This is a genomic window from Pseudomonas sp. NFACC41-3, assembly GCF_900109505.1.
Classification (GTDB): domain Bacteria; phylum Pseudomonadota; class Gammaproteobacteria; order Pseudomonadales; family Pseudomonadaceae; genus Aquipseudomonas; species Aquipseudomonas chlororaphis.
This window is the reverse complement of the sequence record NZ_FOAE01000001.1, coordinates 27,695-43,516: the sequence shown is the minus strand read 5'-3', so window position 1 is coordinate 43,516 and position 15,822 is coordinate 27,695. Positions and strand designations below refer to the sequence as shown.

Sequence of the window (15,822 nt, the reverse complement as noted above, 5' to 3'; positions counted from 1 at the left end):
AGACATGGCAGTTACTCGACAGAAACGACAAAGCCCCGGAACCGGTCCGGGGCGAAGAATGAATATGCTGTCGATTATCAACCAAACGGACAGAAAAAGACGCCTGGAAAAAGACCTTTATCCTGATCGTCAGCTCGAGGCCGTTGGACTCAACCTCAGGGATGGCGAGGCCTCACGGCGCGCGAGGAGGAAAAACAGCGCGCCACCGAGGAAGCACCCGGTGAACCAGGCGAAGTTGGCCATCGGCTGCAAGGCTGGCGTGAAGGTGATCGCCACGCCCACCAGGGTCGCCGGCACCAGCGCCTTGACCGCGGTCCAGTTGACGCCGCCGCTGTAGTAATAACGCCCGTCCGGGCCGTCGTTGAACAGCGCGTCGACATCGATCTGCTGCTTTTTGATCAGGTAGTAGTCCACCAGCAGAATGCCGAACAGCGGGCCGATAAAGGCGGCCAGCACGTCTAGGGTGTAGTGGATCACCTGGGGGTTGTTGAACAGGTTCCAGGGGGTGATGAAGATCGACGCCAGGGCCGCGATCATGCCGCCGGTGCGCCAGCTGATCCGGCTCGGGGCGACGTTGGCGAAGTCGAAGGCCGGCGAGACGAAGTTGGCGACAATGTTGATGCCGACAGTGGCGGTGACAAAGGCGAAGGCGCCGAGCAACACCGCGACGTCGTTGTCGATACGCGCCACGGTGGCGATCGGGTCATGGAGCATTTCACCGAACACCGGCAGGGTGCCGGAGACGATGACCACGGTCACCAGGGAGAACGCCAGGAAGTTCACCGGCAACCCCCAGAAGTTGCCACGTCGTACATCCTGCATGCTGCGGCAGTAGCGGCTGAAATCGCCGAAGTTCAGGGTCGGGCCGGAGAAGTAGGACACCACCAGCGCCGTGGCGACGATCACCTGGCCGAATGCCTGCCAGCCCGACAGCGACTTCTCCCCCAGGGTGAAGCTGATGTTGCTCCAGCCGGCCTTCCAGACGATCCAGCCAGCGAGGAGGAACATCACCGCGTAGACCACCGGCCCCGCCCAGTCGATAAAGCGCCGGATCGACTCCATGCCGGCCCAGAACACCAGGGCCTGGACCAGCCACAGCGCCAGGAAACCGAACCAGCCCAGGTAGGACAGCCCGGCAAAATGCGGCTCGGCATAGGCCGCCATGGCCGGGAAAAAGCGCAGCACCACGATGATCAGGGCGCTGGACGCCAGGTAGGTCTGGATCCCGTACCAGGCCACCGCGATCAGGCCGCGAATCACCGCCGGGATATTCGCCCCGAACACGCCGAACGCCAGTCGGCAGATCACCGGGTACGGCACCGCCGCCTGCTGGCTGGGCCTGGCCACCAGGTTGGCGATCAGTTGCACGATGCAGATCCCCGCCAACAGGGCCACCAGCACTTGCCAGCTGGCCAGCCCGAGGGCGAACAGGCTGGCGGCGAATACATAACCGCCGACGCTGTGCACGTCGCTCATCCAGAAGGCGAAGATGTTGTACCAGTTCCACTTCTGCGGCAGCGGCCCCAGGTCCTGGTTGTACAAGCGCGGGCTGTAGCCCTTCGGTAGTTGCTCGGTCATTGCAAGGCTCCTTGTTGGACAGGCTCTGCCCCCGCGATTGACCTTGCGACCACACTGCGTACGGGAGCTAGCATGACTTGTATACGAAGTGCTACGCAGAATGCGTGCCATACCGAAAAAAACTGTAGGCGAACGGCGCGGATCGCTTGTCCATCAAGGGCTGGGCCTTGGCTACACAACGATGATCAGCAGGCGGGATCAGCAGCAGGCATGCCCACTGGCTGTGCACGACTGCCTGATATCAGTGCATCAGGAATGGCTGAAAACTGTATACATCGACAACAATCGAAGACGCCGACTCTGACGTCCCTCAACGCAGCCAGAAAAAAAGGCAATAAAAAACCGCTGCCGGTTCCGGCAGCGGTTTTTTCGGACAGTCCAGCGGGTCGTTAGCGCCGCCGAAGGGTTCTTCGACCGCAACTACGCCAGGGAGGAACGAATCAGGTCAGTTCAATGCGATCGGCATGAATAACGATCTGGCCATTCTTGTACAAGGCACCGATGGCCTTCTTGAAGTTGCCCTTGCTGACGCCGAACAGGCCACTGATCACCGTTGGATCGCTCTTGTCGCTGACCGGCAAGGTGCCATTGTTTTCCCGCAACTTGGCAAGGATCTTCGCGTTCAGGCTGCTGGCCAGTTCTTCGCCCACCGGTTGCAGGCTGAGGCTGATCTTGCCGTCGGCGCGGATTTCTTTGATGAAGCCCTTTTCCTGTTTGCCCGGACGCAGGAACTTGAACACTTCGTTCTTGTGGATCAGGCCCCAGTGCTTGTTGTTGATGATTGCCTTGAAGCCCATGTCGGTGCTCTCGGCCACCAGCAGATCGACTTCCTGGCCGACCTTGTAGGTCACCGGAGCCTTGTCCAAGTAGCGGTCCAGGCGGGCCGTGGCGGTGATGCGACGGGTGTGCTTGTCGAGGTAGACGTGCACCACGCAATACTCGCCGGCGGTCAGCTGGCGCTTTTCCTCGGAGTACGGCAGCAGCAGGTCCTTGGGCAGGCCCCAGTCGAGGAACACACCGATACTGTTAACTTCCACGACTTTAAGACTGGCGAATTCACCGACTTGAACTTTTGGTTTTTCGGTAGTTGCAATTAACTTGTCGGCGCTATCCAGATAAACAAAAACATTCAACCAGTCTTCATCTTCACTGGGAATATCCTTGGGAATATAACGATTGGGCAGCAATATTTCGCCATCCGCCCCGCCGTCCAGATATAAACCGAAGTTAGTGTGTTTAACCACTTGCAAACTGTTGTAGCGCCCGACTAAAGCCATTTCCAATACCCTCATTGCGTGGGCGGCATTCTACCCGGTTTTCCGCTCCTGGTTGGCCCGCGTCGCCGGATAGCAGCGGATATTTTCCTGAATGCCTTGATTTTTCTGGCTTTGCGCCAGCAACCGGTTCCGCCCGTCAGGCCAGCCGGCAGCGACTTTTGCCTCAGCGCCGCCGAGCAAGCCGCTCTTTGTGCCATTGTCTTTATTTAAAACAGCAGCTTATGGGGATATTCCCGAGATCAACTTAGGATTATTCGGGAGTTTTCCACTGTTATTTCAGGAGGATATTTACCAAGCAATTGTCAAGCATTTCATGTATGATGGCTGGCCAAATTAATTTTCTGAAGGTTAATGGCCGCCATGCGTGTAAAAGCATCCAACAGCAAAGCAAAGCCAGCTCCAGCCGTTGAAACCAGCGAATCGATCAACGATCAGATTGCTGCTTTCCTGAAATCCGGCGGCGAGATCCAGCAAATTGCCAAAGGCGTCAGCGGCCAGACTTTCGGCCCGTCCAAGCAGATCAGCCTGGGCAAGAAGTAATCCCCCGCAATACCTCCTGGTCCCTATGCGCTTTGAGCCTCAAAGCGCTAGGACTAGAGTTCTGACTTCTCCTCTCCCGTAAAAATCGACGAACGGCCCTCATCCCCGAGGTTTCGCCGGTATCCTTTTCACACGTCTAGATCGAGCATTCCAGTAGGTTCCGCGGTTCCTGCTCCTCGCGTTTCATGGAGTGAAGCATGCTCAAACCCTCTCATGTGCTGCTTGCCAGCCTTCTCGCCAGCCCCTTGGCCCACGGGCAGATCTTCCAGCGCGAACTGGGGGACTTCGACCTCAAGCTCAGCAGCACCCCGAGCCGCAGCATGGCCCAGGGCCTGGTCAAACCCTCGGCCACCGGCTCGTTCCATGGTGGCCTGGACCTGACCCATGACAGCGGCTGGTACATCGGCCAGTGGTCGCCGAGCATGGGCCTGGGCGAGAGCGACCTGGAAGTGGACTCCTACCTGGGCTTCAAGCGCCCCTTCGATCAGACCCTGGGTTATGAGGTGGGGATGATCCAGTACAACTACCCGCAACTGGCCCCACAGGACAGCCAGGAGTTCTATGGCGGCCTGACGCTGCTGGGCAGCCGCTTCGGCGCCGCGTTCAGCCAGGAATCGGACAAGCGCAACAGCACCCTGTTCGCCGACCTGGGCGGCAACCAGCCCTTCGGCATTGGCGTCAGCATCAAGTACACCACTCATCAGCTGGGCAACCCGGTTTCGGTGAGCAGCGGCTACGTCAGCAGCTTCAACGACTGGTCGATCAAATTCTCCCGCCCCTGGATGGGCATCGACCTGAAACTGATCTACAGCGACTCCAACCTCAACGGCAGCGATTGTTCGGCCTATTCTGGACATAACGCGCAATGCGACGGTCTGCTCACCTTCAAGGCCGAGCATTCGTTCTATTGAGCGGCTGAACTGCTGGAAGCTTTCCGGGTTCAGATAAGAAACCCATGCTTACAAACCCAGGCCTTCGCAAGGACTTGCCATGTCGCGCCGGCTGCAACACCTCACCCTGCTACTGCTGTTGAGTCTGGTGCTGACCTCCTGCAATCGGGTCGGCCTGGCTTACCGCAACCTCGATGTGATCATTCCCTGGACGCTCAATGACTACCTGGAAATGAACCGCGAGCAGAAAACCTGGTTCAACGAGCGCCTCAAGGAACACCTGAGCTGGCACTGCAGCACGCAATTGCCCGGCTACCTGGACTACCTGGACCGTCTGCAGCAGATGGTCGCACGCAATCAGGTCAACGATGCCGAGCTGCAAGAGCTCACCCGCGGAGCCAAGCAGGCCATTGCCCAGACCGCCCGCGCGATCGCGCCTTCGGCCATCGAGTTGCTGCGGGGCCTGGACGACCGACAGGTCGCGGAAATGAAGGCGGCCTTCGCCAAGGACATGCGCCAACGTCGCAGCAAATACCTCAAGCCACCACTGGAGCAACAGATCAGGCTGCGTGCCGAACGAATGGACAAGCGCCTGACTACCTGGCTCGGCCCCCTCACTCCCGAGCAGGCCCAGCGGGTGACGGACTGGTCAACGTCCCTCGGCGAACAGAACCAGCTCTGGCTCGCCAATCGGGCCAACTGGCAGGCGCAGTTCAGCGCCGCGCTGGAGCAACGCCAGAAAAGCGACTTCGACAGACGCATCGAGCGCCTGCTGGTGGATCGCGAAAGCTTCTGGACACCGGCTTATCGCCAGGCCTACGCCAACAGCGAACAGGCGGCGCGCAGCCTGCTGGTGGACGTGATGGCCAAAAGCACGCCAGCCCAGCGCGAGCATCTGCGCAACAAGCTGCAGAACGTGCGCAATGAGTTCGAAGCGTTGAAATGCATGAAGACGCTACGCCAGGAGTAACACTGGCGCGCGTCTTGCGCCAACGCGCTCGCTGCTGCAAGGCATATTCCCCGCAGCAGCGAACTTGCTCGCGATGTTCGTGATACGCGTCAGGCAATCTGCGCCTTGCTCGCCAACTCATCGAACACCGTCGGTTCCAACGCATCGGCCTGTTCGTCCAGCACCTGGCGCGGGTGATCGTTGCCCGGAATGCAGCTGTCGATCATGCACAGCAGGCTGGAACCGCGCGGCGTCAGCCTGAAGTTCTCGCCATTGCCGCCTTCCTCCTCGGGACGCGGCTCGATGAAACCCCGGTCCAGCAACAGTTTTTCGTACTCGGCGGCGGTGCTTTTCAGCTCATCCAGATTGCCCGTGGATTCACCCTCGGCCGCCTTGGCCGCGGCATGCTGCTCGGCATAGGGTCGCGGCGTGAAGCTGTGGCCCGCGCCGTTCTGTACTTCATGCAGCAATCGTTCGATCAGATCCCAGTTATAAGTCGCCATCCTGTTCTGCCTCCATTCATGAAAGAGAGATGCCTGTACCCAGGTTGTGACAGGCGCCACCTATGGCCGTTCAGCAGCATCGAGCAGGCGGGCGACCGTTGGGCGGAACCGTCCGGCAGCTGTCGATTTGCCCGTGGGCGAAACGACTAGCCTGTGTAGGCACTGTCGCCGCGCCACCTTTGCCGCAGGAGAAGACGTCATGCACCTCAACGATCATCCGGTCGTATCCCGGGAACAATGGATACAGGCCCGCAAGCAGCACCTGATTCACGAAAAGGCATTCACCCGCCAACGCGACCAGCTCAGCGCCGAGCGGCGTGCCCTGCCCTGGGTGAAAATCGACAAGCCCTACCGCTTCCAGGGGCCCCATGGCGAACTGAGCCTGGCCGACCTGTTCGGCGACCGCAGCCAGCTGGTGGTCTACCACTTCATGTTCGCCGAAGGCTGGGACGAAGGGTGCCCGGGCTGCTCCTTCCTCTCCGATCATATTGACGGCGCCAACCAGCACCTGGCCCACCACGACATCGCGCTGGTGGCGGTGTCCCACGCGCCCTTCGCCGAGTTCCAGGCGTTCAAGCGGCGCATGGGCTGGAAATTCGACTGGGTTTCGTCCGCCGGCTGTGATTTCAACTACGACTTCGGGGTCTGCGCCCGGGCCGACGAGGTCGCCGCCGGCACCGCCACCTACAACTACGAAAAAACCGACGGCGCCGAAGAAGAGCTGCCCGGCCTCAGCGTGTTCTACCGCAATGAAGCCGGTGAGATCTTCCACACCTACTCCACCTACGCCCGTGGCCTGGACCTGCTGGTGGGGGCCTACAACTACCTGGACCTGACGCCCAAGGGGCGCAACGAAGAACAGATCATGGACTGGGTCAGGCACCATGATCGTTATGACGACAAACCGGCCGCCAGTTGCTGCCATGGCGGCTCCTGAGCACCGGACCGCGATCGCGGGCCTGCAGGAGCCGGCTCGCGATCATGTTCGTCCGGCCGGCGGAAAAAAACCGCCCGGCACAAACCCGTGGCCTGCCCCCGGCTAAACTTGGCTCCATGAGCCCCGCCTATCACAGCCTCCACGAATACACCCAACGCATGAACCGGGTGCTGGAGCATATCGACCAACACCTGGACCAGCCGCTGGAGCTGGCGGAACTCGCGCAGGTCGCGCATTTTTCGCCCTTTCACTTTCATCGCCTGTTCACCGCCTGGGTCGGCGAAACCCTGGGCGACTACCTGCGCCGACGCCGCCTGGCCTGTGCCGCCTATCAGCTGGCCAGCCATCCGGAATTGAGCATTCTGGAGGTGGCGCTGGAGGTCGGTTTCAGCTCCGGCGAAGCGTTCTCCCGGGCGTTCAAGCAGCATTTCTCGGTCACCCCGAGCACCTGGCGCAGCATCGAACCCAAACGCTGGCACCGCCGCCTCAGCGACGTCCGCGAACGGCGCCTGCGGGAATTGAGCAATCCTGATCAGACGCACATCCCGGCCTTCGACGATCCTGACGCCTTCATTCACCTGAAGGAGCCTTTGATGAACGTCACCCTCAAGGAACTGCCACCGGTCCGCGTCGCCTACCTGCGTTATATCGGCCCCTACGGGCCGGGTATCGGCACCTTCTGGCGCGACACCGTCGCCCCCTGGATGGTCGAAAACGGCCTGTTGGACCGCGTGCGCTACGGCATCGGCCACGACGACCCCTACGTCACCCCACCCGAAAAATGCCGCTACGACGCCTGCGTCGAAGTCCCCGACGACTTCAAGGCCAGCGCCCCCGCCGTCGTCACCACCCTGCTCGGCGGCCTCTACGCCATCGCCCACTACCAAGGCAAAGGCCCCGACATCGCCGACGCCTGGACCGAACTGTGCCGCGACTGGCTGCCCAAGAGCGGCATGCAATTCGATGCCCGGCCAGCGTTCGAGCGTTATCCGGTGGACGCGAAATACGACATGAAGACGGGGGAATTGGAGTGTGAAATCTGTATTCCGGTGAAGGCGTTGTAAATCATACCGACAGGCGTCAGCCACCAAGGCGGTTAGGGTTCTTGTGCAACTGGCGCCCGACCACCAGCAGGGCAAGCAACAGCGCTGGAATGAGCCGGGCGGCCGCCCCCGTAAAACTCTGAACTTTTAACCTGCGCGGCCCCTCAACCTTCATAAACCCCTGCCCTGAAGCCGAGACCTGCCATGAACGCTTTAGTACGTCCGCTCGTCATCGCCACCACCCTGCTCTGCACCCTGCCCGCCTGGGCCTGCACCCTCGACGAGGCCACCGCCAAGCGTGAGCAACTGGCCCAGGAAGTGGCCAGGCTCACCGAGCAGAACCCGGCCAAGGCCAAGGAAATCAACGACGAGTTGCAGAAGATGGACCTGAGCACGGCCAGCAAGGATCTGCCGGACAAGTGCCAGTTGATCGACCAGCGCCTGAAGGAGCTGGGCGCGGCCGAGAAGAAGGCCGACAGCTGATCGCCGGCCAATAAAAAGCCCGGACGGGGTCCGGGCTTTTTCTGTTGCGCTACGGCTTATTCGGCAGCCGGTGCTGGCTTGCGGCGCTTGAGCGGCGCCATGCCGTCCTGGCTGACCAGGGCATCGCTTTTCGGTCGGTTGGCGGTCTTGCGCTTGGTCGGGGCCTTGGCCGCGGTTTTTTTCTTGTCGCCCTTGGCGTCGGTCTTTTTCTTCTTCACGCCTGCGGCCTTGCCGGACGCCTTGACCTTCTTCGGCCCGCCGTAGGTGCCTTTGACTTCCTTGATGGTGCGGCGCTCGAAGTTCTGCTTGAGGTAGCGCTCGATGCTCGACATCAGGTTCCAGTCGCCATGGCAGATCAGCGAGATGGCCAGGCCGTCGTTGCCGGCACGCCCGGTACGGCCGATGCGGTGCACGTACTCGTCGCCGCTGCGCGGCATGTCGAAGTTGATCACCAGGTCCAGGCCATCGACGTCCAGGCCGCGGGCGGCGACGTCGGTGGCGACGAGGATTTTCACCCCACCCTGCTTCAGGCGGTCGATGGCCAGCTTGCGGTCCTTCTGGTCTTTCTCACCGTGCAGGACGAACGCCTTGTACTCCTGGGCCACCAGGCGGCCGTAGATACGGTCGGCCATGGCGCGGGTGTTGGTGAAGACGATGGCCTTCTGGTAGGTCTCGTTGGCCAGCAGCCAGTTGACGATCTGCTCTTTGTGCTGGTTATGGTCGGCGGTGATGATCTGCTGACGGGTAGTGTCGTTCAGCTGGCTGACCGCGTTGAGCTGCAGGTGCTCAGGGTTGTTCAGGACCTTGGCGACCATCTCGCGCAGGCCCGAGCCGCCGGTGGTGGCGGAGAACAGCATGGTCTGCTGCCGGTTCGGGCACTCGTCCACCAGGCGCTGCACGTCGTCGGCAAAGCCCATGTCGAGCATGCGGTCGGCTTCGTCGAGGACCAGCACTTCCACTTCTTTCAAATCGAGGTTGCCGGCGTTCAGTTGCTCGATCAGGCGGCCCGGGGTGCCGATCAGGATGTCCGGCACCTTGCGCAGCATCGCGGCCTGGACCTTGAAGTCTTCGCCACCGGTGATCAGGCCGGCCTTGATGAAGGTGAACTGCGAGAAGCGTTCGACTTCCTTCAGGGTCTGCTGCGCCAGTTCGCGGGTCGGCAGCAGGATCAGGGTCTTGATGCTGACACGGATCTTCGCCGGGCCGATCAGGCGATTGAGAATCGGCAGGACGAACGCGGCGGTCTTGCCGCTGCCGGTCTGTGCCGTCACCCGCAGGTCACGCCCCTGGAGCGCGAGCGGAATGGCCGCTGCCTGCACAGGCGTTGGCTCGACAAATTTAAGCTCGGCCACGGCTTTGAGCAGGCGTTCGTGCAGGGCGAATTGGGAAAACACGGGTGCTACCTCGAAGATATGCAAAAAAACAGCTGCATAGGGTAACGGTTTCGGGCGCGAAGGCCGAGTTTCTTTCACGCAAACCACGGTAAACAATTGGTTTTTGTCAGCGATTTGTCCTTAACGGTAACTTTCAACGGCTTAAATGTTCTAATCGATCCGTCTCGTCTCATAGAGGAAGCTTCTGACCCCATGGATTTCAAACAGCTCTGGCTCAACGTTCAAGACCTCTGGGGGGCGCTCGATGAGCACCCGCTCCTGCATTCCAGCCTGGCCCTGGTCATCCTGCTGGTGGTGGCGCTGCTCGTCGGACGAGTGGCGCGCTACCTGATCCTGCACGCGGTCAAGCTGCTCGGCCGCCAGCCGTCCCTGCACTGGCTCAACGATCTGCGCCAGAACAAGGTGTTCCATCGCCTGGCGCAGATGACCCCGTCGCTGGTGGTCCAGTTCGGCCTGCACCTGGTGCCGGAGCTGAGCAAGACCAGCCTGGTGTTCCTCGGCAACCTGGCCCTGGCCTTCACCATCCTGTTCCAGGTGCTGGCCATCAGCGCCCTGCTCAACGCCCTGCTGGACATCTACGCGCGCACCGAACACGCGCGTACCCGTTCGATCAAGGGTTATGTGCAACTGGCGAAGATGGTGCTGTTCGTGTTCGGCGCGATCATCATCGTCGCCACCCTGATCGACCGCTCGCCGCTGCTGCTGTTGTCCGGTCTGGGCGCCATGTCGGCGGTGATCCTGTTGGTCTACAAGGACACCCTGCTGTCGTTCGTCGCCAGCGTGCAGCTGACCAGCAACGACATGCTGCGGGTCGGCGACTGGATCGAAATGCCCCAGGTCGGCGCCGACGGCGATGTGGTGGATATCACCCTGCACACGGTCAAGGTGCAGAACTTCGACAAGACCATCGTCTCGATCCCTACCTGGCGCCTGATGTCCGAGTCGTTCAAGAACTGGCGCGGCATGCAGCAGTCCGGCGGCCGGCGGATCAAGCGCAGCCTGTACATCGACGCCAGCGGCGTGCGCTTCATCAACGATGAGGAAGAAGCACGCCTGGGCAAGGTCCACCTGCTCACCGACTACATCAGTCGCAAGCAGGCCGAGCTCAAGAGCTGGAACGAAGCCCAGGGCAATGTCGCCGCCATGTCGGCCAACCGCCGTCGCATGACCAACCTGGGGACCTTCCGCGCCTATGCCCTGGCGTACCTCAAGAGTCATCCGGACATCCAGCCGAACATGACCTGCATGGTCCGCCAGATGCAGACCACCGCCCAGGGCATTCCGCTGGAAATCTACTGTTTCACCCGCACCACGGCGTGGACCGACTACGAGCGTATCCAGGGCGATATCTTCGATTACCTGCTGGCGGTGATGCCGGAATTCGGCCTGAGCCTGTATCAACAGCCGAGCGGCAACGACCTGCGCGCTGGCCTGCTGCCAGCGGTACTGGGCGCCAGCCATATCCCCGAGGCGGAAAAACGCGCGTTGTAATCCTGCCGATCGCCCCGTCCCCCGGGGCGATCACCCCTCTTATTCTGCTGAAGCAGCTTTTGTACCGCGACGGCTGATCCACACCGCCGCCAGAATCACCAGCGCCCCCAGGAACAGGCGCCCCAGTTCTTCGTGCTGGTTCCAGATCAACAGGTTGATCAGCAGCCCCACCGGCACATGCAGGTTGTTCATCACCGCCAGGGTCGCGCCAGTGACCAGGCAGGCGCCCTTGTTCCACCAGTACAGCCCCAGCGCGGTGGACACCAGCCCGAGAAACAGCAGCACCGCCCATTGCAACGGCGCTTCGGGCAGGAAGTCCGGCTTGCCGAACAGCAGGAAAGCCGGCAACACCACCGCCAGCGCCCCCAGGTAGAAGTAGCCGAAACGCCGGTAATGCGGCAGGTCGCTCGGATGGCGCGCCACCAGGTGCTTGTACAGCACCTGCCCGGCGGCGTAGGTGAAGTTGGCCAGTTGCAGCAGCAAAAAGCCCATGAAGAAGTCCGGGCTGATGCGGTCGTAGCGGATCACCGCCGCCCCGGCCACCGCCACCAGCGCCGCCAGCAGGCCCCAGGGGTTGAAGCGCCGGTTCAGCGCGTCCTCGATCAGGGTCACGTGCAGCGGCGTGAGGATGGTGAACAGCAGCACCTCCGGCACCGTCAGCACGCGGAAACTCAGGTACAGGCAGACGTAGGTCACGCCGAACTGCAAGGCGCCGATCAGCAGCATGCCGCGCATGAACGCCGGCTCCACCTGGCGCCAGCGGGTCAGCGGGATGAACACCAGACCGGCCAGCAGCACCCGGACCAGCACCGCGAAGTAACTGTCGACATGCCCGGCCAGGTATTCGCCGATCAGGCTGAAGGAAAACGCCTGGATCAGCGTGACAAAAAGTAGATAGCCCATTGCTCGCCTCGTCTCGAAGGGAGGCGACGATAGCGGTTTTGCCCCGAATAATAAAACCGGACAGACAATATCCCGCCCCTGTAGGAGCGAGCTTGCTCGCGATGAACGATAACGCGGTGGGCCAAACGTTCCGCGTCGCGGCTATCGCGAGCAAGCTCGCTCCTACAGGGGCCGAGTCGTCACGAATGGGTAGGCCAGCCCGCCCCGGGAACGAGGTGAAATCGCGGGCAAAAAAAAGCCCGATCTCGCAAAGCGTTCAATCGGGCAGGAGCACTCAGGAGCAACAAGTGCAAAGGGAGGTTCGATGCGCAAACAAACTTGAAGGGGAGCGCAGGGCCTACTAGACCACTGCGCGATTATCTGGCGATTAACGGATCAGGCGACCTGGGCCAGTTTGGCGTTGGCCTGGTTCAGGCCCTTCTCCTGGAAGTCGCCGCCCAGGTTCATGCCTTCGGCGTGAATGAACTCGACGTCGTGGATCCCGATGAAACCCATGACCTGGCGCAGGTAAGGTTCCTGGTGGTCCGCGGTGCTGCCGGCGTAGATACCGCCACGGGCGGTCAGTACATAAGCACGCTTGCCGTTGAGCAGGCCCTGGGGACCGGTTGCGGTGTACTTGAAGGTCACGCCGGCACGCAGCACGTGGTCCAGCCAGGCCTTGAGGGTGCTCGGGATGGCGAAGTTGTACATCGGCGCGGCCATCACCAGCACGTCAGCGGCCAACAGCTCATCGGTCAGTTCGTTGGAGCGCTGCAGCGAGGTCTCTTCGATCTCGTTGCGCTGCCCGGCGGGTTTCATCCAGCCGCCCAGCAGGTTGATGTCCAGGTGCGGCACCGGGGTTACCGCCAGGTCACGCACGGTGATCTGGTCGCCCGGGTGGGCCGCTTGCCATTGCTTGATGAAGGTCTGGGTCAGCTGACGGGAAACGGAATCCTGCTGACGGGCACTGCTTTCGATGATCAGAACGCGGGACATGGGATGTAGCCTCCATCGGGAACGCTGTAGGTCGATGGAGCGCAGATTAAACAGAGTCATATCGATGAAAAAGCGCAAATAACTGCTACAACCAATCAATAAATTCGTTTATAAGCGGAGCAGGTCGCGCGCCCTGCTCCGCTTTGCGCTTATTTGGCGGTACAGGTCAGGTCGATGCGCAGCTTGATAATGCTGCGGTTGAACTTGGCCGTGGCGTTCTTGAACTTGCCGGCCGCCACTTCCACCTTGCGCGTGCGCGGGGCTTCGGGACCGTTGCGAAAGACCACCGTGCAGGCGGCGTCGGTGGTGCCGTAGTTGTTCACCTGGATCGAACCGATGTCGGCATCGGTGTCGTAGGCGGTGTAGTCGATGCTCACGCCTTCGAGGTGTTTCTTCACGTCGATGGGATAGGCGAACGCACTGAGCGGCAGCAGGGCCAGCAACACACAACAGAATTTTCTCATTCGGCAGTCTCCAATAAGGAGCGCCAGCTTAGGACAAGAGGAGCTCCTCATGAAAGCGCCCCGCGTTACCCTCGATCAATGGCGAACGCTGCAGGCCGTGGTCGACCACGGCGGCTTCGCTCAGGCGGCCGAAGCGCTGCACCGTTCGCAATCCTCTGTCAGTTACACCGTGGCGCGCATGCAGGACCAACTGGGCGTGCCGCTGCTGCGTATCGATGGGCGCAAGGCCGTGCTCACCGAGGCCGGCGGCGTATTGCTGCGCCGCTCGCGGCAACTGGTGAAACAGGCCAGCCAGCTGGAAGACCTGGCCCACCACATGGAACAGGGCTGGGAAGCCGAAGTGCGCCTGGTGGTGGACGCCGCCTACCCCAGCGCGCGCCTGGTCCGCGCCCTGACCGCCTTCATGCCGCAAAGCCGTGGCTGCCGGGTACGCCTGCGCGAAGAAGTGTTGTCCGGGGTCGAAGAGGTGCTGCTCGAAGGCGTGGCCGACCTGGCCATCAGCGGCTTCAATATCTCCGGCTACCTGGGCACGGAAATGAGCTCGGTGGAGTTCGTCGCCGTGGCCCACCCGGAACACGCCCTGCACCGTCTGAACCGCGAGCTGAACTTCCAGGACCTGGAAAGCCAGCTGCAGGTGGTGATCCGCGACTCCGGCCGCCAACAGCCGCGGGACGTCGGCTGGCTCGGCGCCGAACAGCGCTGGACCGTCGGCAGCCTGGCCACCGCCGCCACCTTCGTCGGCAGCGGCCTGGGCTTTGCCTGGCTGCCGCGGCATATGATCGAACGCGAACTCCGGGAGGGCCTGCTCAAGGTGCTACCGTTGGACCAGGGCGGCAGCCGCCACCCGACCTTCTACCTGTATTCGAACAAGGACAAACCCCTGGGCCCGGCCACGCAGATCCTCGTCGAGCTGCTGCGCACCTTCGACACCGCGCCGCTGGACGCGCCGTTCGCCGCCCCGGAACAAGCCTGACCCCGTACTTGAACCCTCCACGCGCCTGAACAGGAATTCAGCCATGGCCTATTTCGAACACGAAGGATGCACCCTGCACTATGAGGAATACGGCCATGGCGAACCGCTGGTGCTGGTCCACGGGCTCGGCTCCAGCACCCGTGACTGGGAAAAGCAGATCGCCGAGCTGTCCGCCCATTACCGCCTGATCCTGCCCGACGTGCGCGGCCATGGTCGCTCCGACAAACCTCGTGGGCCCTACAGCATCGCCGGTTTCAGCGCCGACCTCATCGCCCTGCTGGAGCACCTGAACCTGTCGCAGGTGCATCTGGTGGGCCTGTCCATGGGCGGCATGATCGCCTTCCAGGTCGCGGTGGATCAGCCCGGGCTGCTGAAAAGCCTGTGCATCGTCAACAGCGCACCCGAGGTGAAGATCCGCAGCGCCAACGACGCCTGGCAATGGTTCAAGCGCTGGAGCCTGATGCGCCTGCTCAGCCTGGAAACCATCGGCATTGCCCTGGCCGGCAAATTGTTCCCCCTACCTGCGCAGGCCGAGCTGCGGCAAAAGATGGCCGAGCGCTGGGCAAAAAACGACAAACGTGCTTATCTCGCAAGCTTCGATGCCATCGTTGGCTGGGGGGTCCAGGAACGACTTTCGCAAGTCGCCTGTCCAACCCTGGTCATCAGCGCCGACCGTGACTACACCCCGGTCGCACTGAAAGAAAGTTATGTGAAACTGCTGCCCGACGGACGCCTGGTGGTGATCGCCGATTCGCGTCACGCCACGCCGCTGGACCAGCCGCAACGCTTCAACCAAACCCTGCTCGAGTTTTTAACCGCAGTCGACACCACCACCCAGGATCACTGACCCATGCTGAAAAAAATCGCCCTCGTCGCCGGCTCCGTTCTGTTCGCTGCCAACCTGATGGCCGCCCAACCGGCCAAGGCGCCTCACGTCCTGCTGGACACCAGCTTCGGCAAGATCGAAGTCGAACTGGACCCGGTCAAGGCCCCGATCTCCAGCAAGAACTTCCTCGACTACGTCGACAGTGGCTTCTACACCAACACCATCTTTCACCGGGTGATCCCGGGCTTCATGGTCCAGGGCGGCGGCTTCACCCCGCAGATGGTGCAGAAGGAAACCCGCGACCCGATCAAGAACGAAGCCAGCAACGGCCTGCATAACGTACGTGGCACCCTGTCCATGGCCCGCACCTCGAACCCGAACTCGGCCACCAGCCAGTTCTTCATCAACGTCGCCGACAACGCCTTCCTCGATCCGGGTCGCGATGCCGGTTACGCGGTGTTCGCCAAAGTGGTGAGCGGCATGGACGTGGTCGACCAGATCGTCAACTCGCAGACCACCACCAAACAAGGCATGCAGAACGTGCCGATCGACCCCGTGCTAATCAAGTCGGCCAAGCGCATCGACTAATGTGTCAC

17 protein-coding genes are annotated in these 15,822 nt (G+C 61.6%); 10 read left to right on the top strand and 7 right to left on the bottom strand.

The window, feature by feature from the left end; genetic code table 11:
• Positions 1–129: 129 nt before the first annotated feature.
• Both BMY68_RS00185 and BMY68_RS00180 read right to left on the bottom strand, forming a co-directional pair.
• On the bottom strand, positions 130–1,578 hold the full coding sequence (locus tag BMY68_RS00185; RefSeq protein WP_085530114.1) for an NCS1 family nucleobase:cation symporter-1: 1,449 nt from the start codon (positions 1,576–1,578) through the stop codon (positions 130–132).
• Between the two features lie 440 nt (positions 1,579–2,018).
• Positions 2,019–2,855: a CvfB family protein gene (locus tag BMY68_RS00180; protein WP_023968236.1), complete on the bottom strand. Its 837-nt coding sequence runs from the start codon at positions 2,853–2,855 to the stop codon at positions 2,019–2,021.
• A gap of 351 nt (positions 2,856–3,206) precedes the next feature.
• Here BMY68_RS00180 and BMY68_RS00175 point away from each other — a divergent pair, with 351 nt between their 5' ends.
• From BMY68_RS00175 to BMY68_RS00165, 3 genes are all read left to right on the top strand, one after another.
• Positions 3,207–3,395, top strand: coding sequence for a hypothetical protein (locus tag BMY68_RS00175; protein ID WP_016702300.1), 189 nt, complete (start codon positions 3,207–3,209; stop codon positions 3,393–3,395).
• 197 nt (positions 3,396–3,592) lie between these two features.
• Positions 3,593–4,306 (top strand): TorF family putative porin, encoded by a 714-nt coding sequence (locus tag BMY68_RS00170; RefSeq protein ID WP_085530113.1) that lies wholly within the window; start codon positions 3,593–3,595, stop codon positions 4,304–4,306.
• Between the two features lie 79 nt (positions 4,307–4,385).
• Positions 4,386–5,255 (top strand): DUF6279 family lipoprotein, encoded by an 870-nt coding sequence (locus BMY68_RS00165; RefSeq protein WP_085530112.1) that lies wholly within the window; start codon positions 4,386–4,388, stop codon positions 5,253–5,255.
• Between the two features lie 89 nt (positions 5,256–5,344).
• On the opposite strand, the gene BMY68_RS00160 is transcribed toward BMY68_RS00165, so the two are convergent.
• Positions 5,345–5,737 carry a hypothetical protein gene (locus tag BMY68_RS00160; RefSeq protein WP_009042661.1) on the bottom strand — a complete coding sequence of 131 codons (393 nt, stop codon included), beginning with the start codon at positions 5,735–5,737 and terminating at the stop codon, positions 5,345–5,347.
• 199 nt (positions 5,738–5,936) lie between these two features.
• Between BMY68_RS00160 and BMY68_RS00155 the strand changes: the two genes are divergently transcribed.
• From BMY68_RS00155 to BMY68_RS00145, 3 genes are all read left to right on the top strand, one after another.
• A complete protein-coding gene (locus BMY68_RS00155; RefSeq protein ID WP_007920657.1) occupies positions 5,937–6,674 on the top strand; it encodes a DUF899 domain-containing protein in 738 nt (245 codons plus the stop codon).
• 116 nt (positions 6,675–6,790) lie between these two features.
• Positions 6,791–7,738, top strand: coding sequence for an AraC family transcriptional regulator (locus BMY68_RS00150; protein WP_085530501.1), 948 nt, complete (start codon positions 6,791–6,793; stop codon positions 7,736–7,738).
• Between the two features lie 183 nt (positions 7,739–7,921).
• A complete protein-coding gene (locus BMY68_RS00145; protein ID WP_009042658.1) occupies positions 7,922–8,200 on the top strand; it encodes a hypothetical protein in 279 nt (92 codons plus the stop codon).
• 56 nt (positions 8,201–8,256) lie between these two features.
• Here BMY68_RS00145 and BMY68_RS00140 read toward each other — a convergent pair whose 3' ends face one another.
• Positions 8,257–9,594 carry a DEAD/DEAH box helicase gene (locus BMY68_RS00140; RefSeq protein WP_007920640.1) on the bottom strand — a complete coding sequence of 446 codons (1,338 nt, stop codon included), beginning with the start codon at positions 9,592–9,594 and terminating at the stop codon, positions 8,257–8,259.
• Between the two features lie 192 nt (positions 9,595–9,786).
• On the opposite strand from BMY68_RS00140, the gene BMY68_RS00135 reads away from it, so the two are divergent.
• A complete protein-coding gene (locus BMY68_RS00135; RefSeq protein WP_038581308.1) occupies positions 9,787–11,085 on the top strand; it encodes a mechanosensitive ion channel family protein in 1,299 nt (432 codons plus the stop codon).
• Positions 11,086–11,124: 39 nt separating this feature from the next.
• Here the strand turns inward: BMY68_RS00135 and BMY68_RS00130 are convergent, their stop codons facing one another.
• The 3 genes from BMY68_RS00130 to BMY68_RS00120 all read right to left on the bottom strand — a co-directional run bounded on the left by BMY68_RS00130 (position 11,125) and on the right by BMY68_RS00120 (position 13,427).
• Complete coding sequence (locus BMY68_RS00130) at positions 11,125–11,988, bottom strand: carboxylate/amino acid/amine transporter (RefSeq protein WP_062823300.1); 864 nt, start codon at positions 11,986–11,988, stop codon at positions 11,125–11,127.
• A 375-nt stretch (positions 11,989–12,363) separates the two neighbouring features.
• Positions 12,364–12,963 carry an FMN-dependent NADH-azoreductase gene (locus BMY68_RS00125; protein ID WP_085530111.1) on the bottom strand — a complete coding sequence of 200 codons (600 nt, stop codon included), beginning with the start codon at positions 12,961–12,963 and terminating at the stop codon, positions 12,364–12,366.
• A 149-nt stretch (positions 12,964–13,112) separates the two neighbouring features.
• Positions 13,113–13,427: a hypothetical protein gene (locus tag BMY68_RS00120; RefSeq protein WP_007920629.1), complete on the bottom strand. Its 315-nt coding sequence runs from the start codon at positions 13,425–13,427 to the stop codon at positions 13,113–13,115.
• A gap of 49 nt (positions 13,428–13,476) precedes the next feature.
• Here BMY68_RS00120 and BMY68_RS00115 point away from each other — a divergent pair, with 49 nt between their 5' ends.
• Genes BMY68_RS00115 through BMY68_RS00105 form a run of 3 tightly spaced genes read left to right on the top strand, consistent with a single transcriptional unit; the run spans position 13,477 to position 15,814 of the window.
• A complete protein-coding gene (locus BMY68_RS00115) occupies positions 13,477–14,400 on the top strand; it encodes a PA3225 family LysR-type transcriptional regulator (protein WP_007920628.1) in 924 nt (307 codons plus the stop codon).
• Positions 14,401–14,443: 43 nt separating this feature from the next.
• Complete coding sequence (locus tag BMY68_RS00110; RefSeq protein ID WP_085530110.1) at positions 14,444–15,247, top strand: alpha/beta fold hydrolase; 804 nt, start codon at positions 14,444–14,446, stop codon at positions 15,245–15,247.
• A gap of 3 nt (positions 15,248–15,250) precedes the next feature.
• Positions 15,251–15,814, top strand: coding sequence for a peptidylprolyl isomerase A (locus BMY68_RS00105; RefSeq protein ID WP_007920626.1), 564 nt, complete (start codon positions 15,251–15,253; stop codon positions 15,812–15,814).
• The last annotated feature ends 8 nt before the right edge of the window (positions 15,815–15,822 follow it).

What these genes read in the sequence shown, in the direction of transcription:
- BMY68_RS00125 (WP_085530111.1), bottom strand. Translation starts at nt 12,963, where the DNA reads ATGTCCCGCGTTCTGATCATCGAAAGCAGTGCCCGTCAGCAGGATTCC.
- BMY68_RS00185 (WP_085530114.1), bottom strand. Translation starts at nt 1,578, where the DNA reads ATGACCGAGCAACTACCGAAGGGCTACAGCCCGCGCTTGTACAACCAG.
- BMY68_RS00165 (WP_085530112.1), top strand. Translation starts at nt 4,386, where the DNA reads ATGTCGCGCCGGCTGCAACACCTCACCCTGCTACTGCTGTTGAGTCTG.
- BMY68_RS00110 (WP_085530110.1), top strand. Translation starts at nt 14,444, where the DNA reads ATGGCCTATTTCGAACACGAAGGATGCACCCTGCACTATGAGGAATAC.
- BMY68_RS00120 (WP_007920629.1), bottom strand. Translation starts at nt 13,427, where the DNA reads ATGAGAAAATTCTGTTGTGTGTTGCTGGCCCTGCTGCCGCTCAGTGCG.
- BMY68_RS00145 (WP_009042658.1), top strand. Translation starts at nt 7,922, where the DNA reads ATGAACGCTTTAGTACGTCCGCTCGTCATCGCCACCACCCTGCTCTGC.
- BMY68_RS00155 (WP_007920657.1), top strand. Translation starts at nt 5,937, where the DNA reads ATGCACCTCAACGATCATCCGGTCGTATCCCGGGAACAATGGATACAG.
- BMY68_RS00150 (WP_085530501.1), top strand. Translation starts at nt 6,791, where the DNA reads ATGAGCCCCGCCTATCACAGCCTCCACGAATACACCCAACGCATGAAC.
- BMY68_RS00160 (WP_009042661.1), bottom strand. Translation starts at nt 5,737, where the DNA reads ATGGCGACTTATAACTGGGATCTGATCGAACGATTGCTGCATGAAGTA.
- BMY68_RS00180 (WP_023968236.1), bottom strand. Translation starts at nt 2,855, where the DNA reads ATGGCTTTAGTCGGGCGCTACAACAGTTTGCAAGTGGTTAAACACACT.
- BMY68_RS00130 (WP_062823300.1), bottom strand. Translation starts at nt 11,988, where the DNA reads ATGGGCTATCTACTTTTTGTCACGCTGATCCAGGCGTTTTCCTTCAGC.
- BMY68_RS00115 (WP_007920628.1), top strand. Translation starts at nt 13,477, where the DNA reads ATGAAAGCGCCCCGCGTTACCCTCGATCAATGGCGAACGCTGCAGGCC.
- BMY68_RS00105 (WP_007920626.1), top strand. Translation starts at nt 15,251, where the DNA reads ATGCTGAAAAAAATCGCCCTCGTCGCCGGCTCCGTTCTGTTCGCTGCC.
- BMY68_RS00175 (WP_016702300.1), top strand. Translation starts at nt 3,207, where the DNA reads ATGGCCGCCATGCGTGTAAAAGCATCCAACAGCAAAGCAAAGCCAGCT.
- BMY68_RS00135 (WP_038581308.1), top strand. Translation starts at nt 9,787, where the DNA reads ATGGATTTCAAACAGCTCTGGCTCAACGTTCAAGACCTCTGGGGGGCG.
- BMY68_RS00170 (WP_085530113.1), top strand. Translation starts at nt 3,593, where the DNA reads ATGCTCAAACCCTCTCATGTGCTGCTTGCCAGCCTTCTCGCCAGCCCC.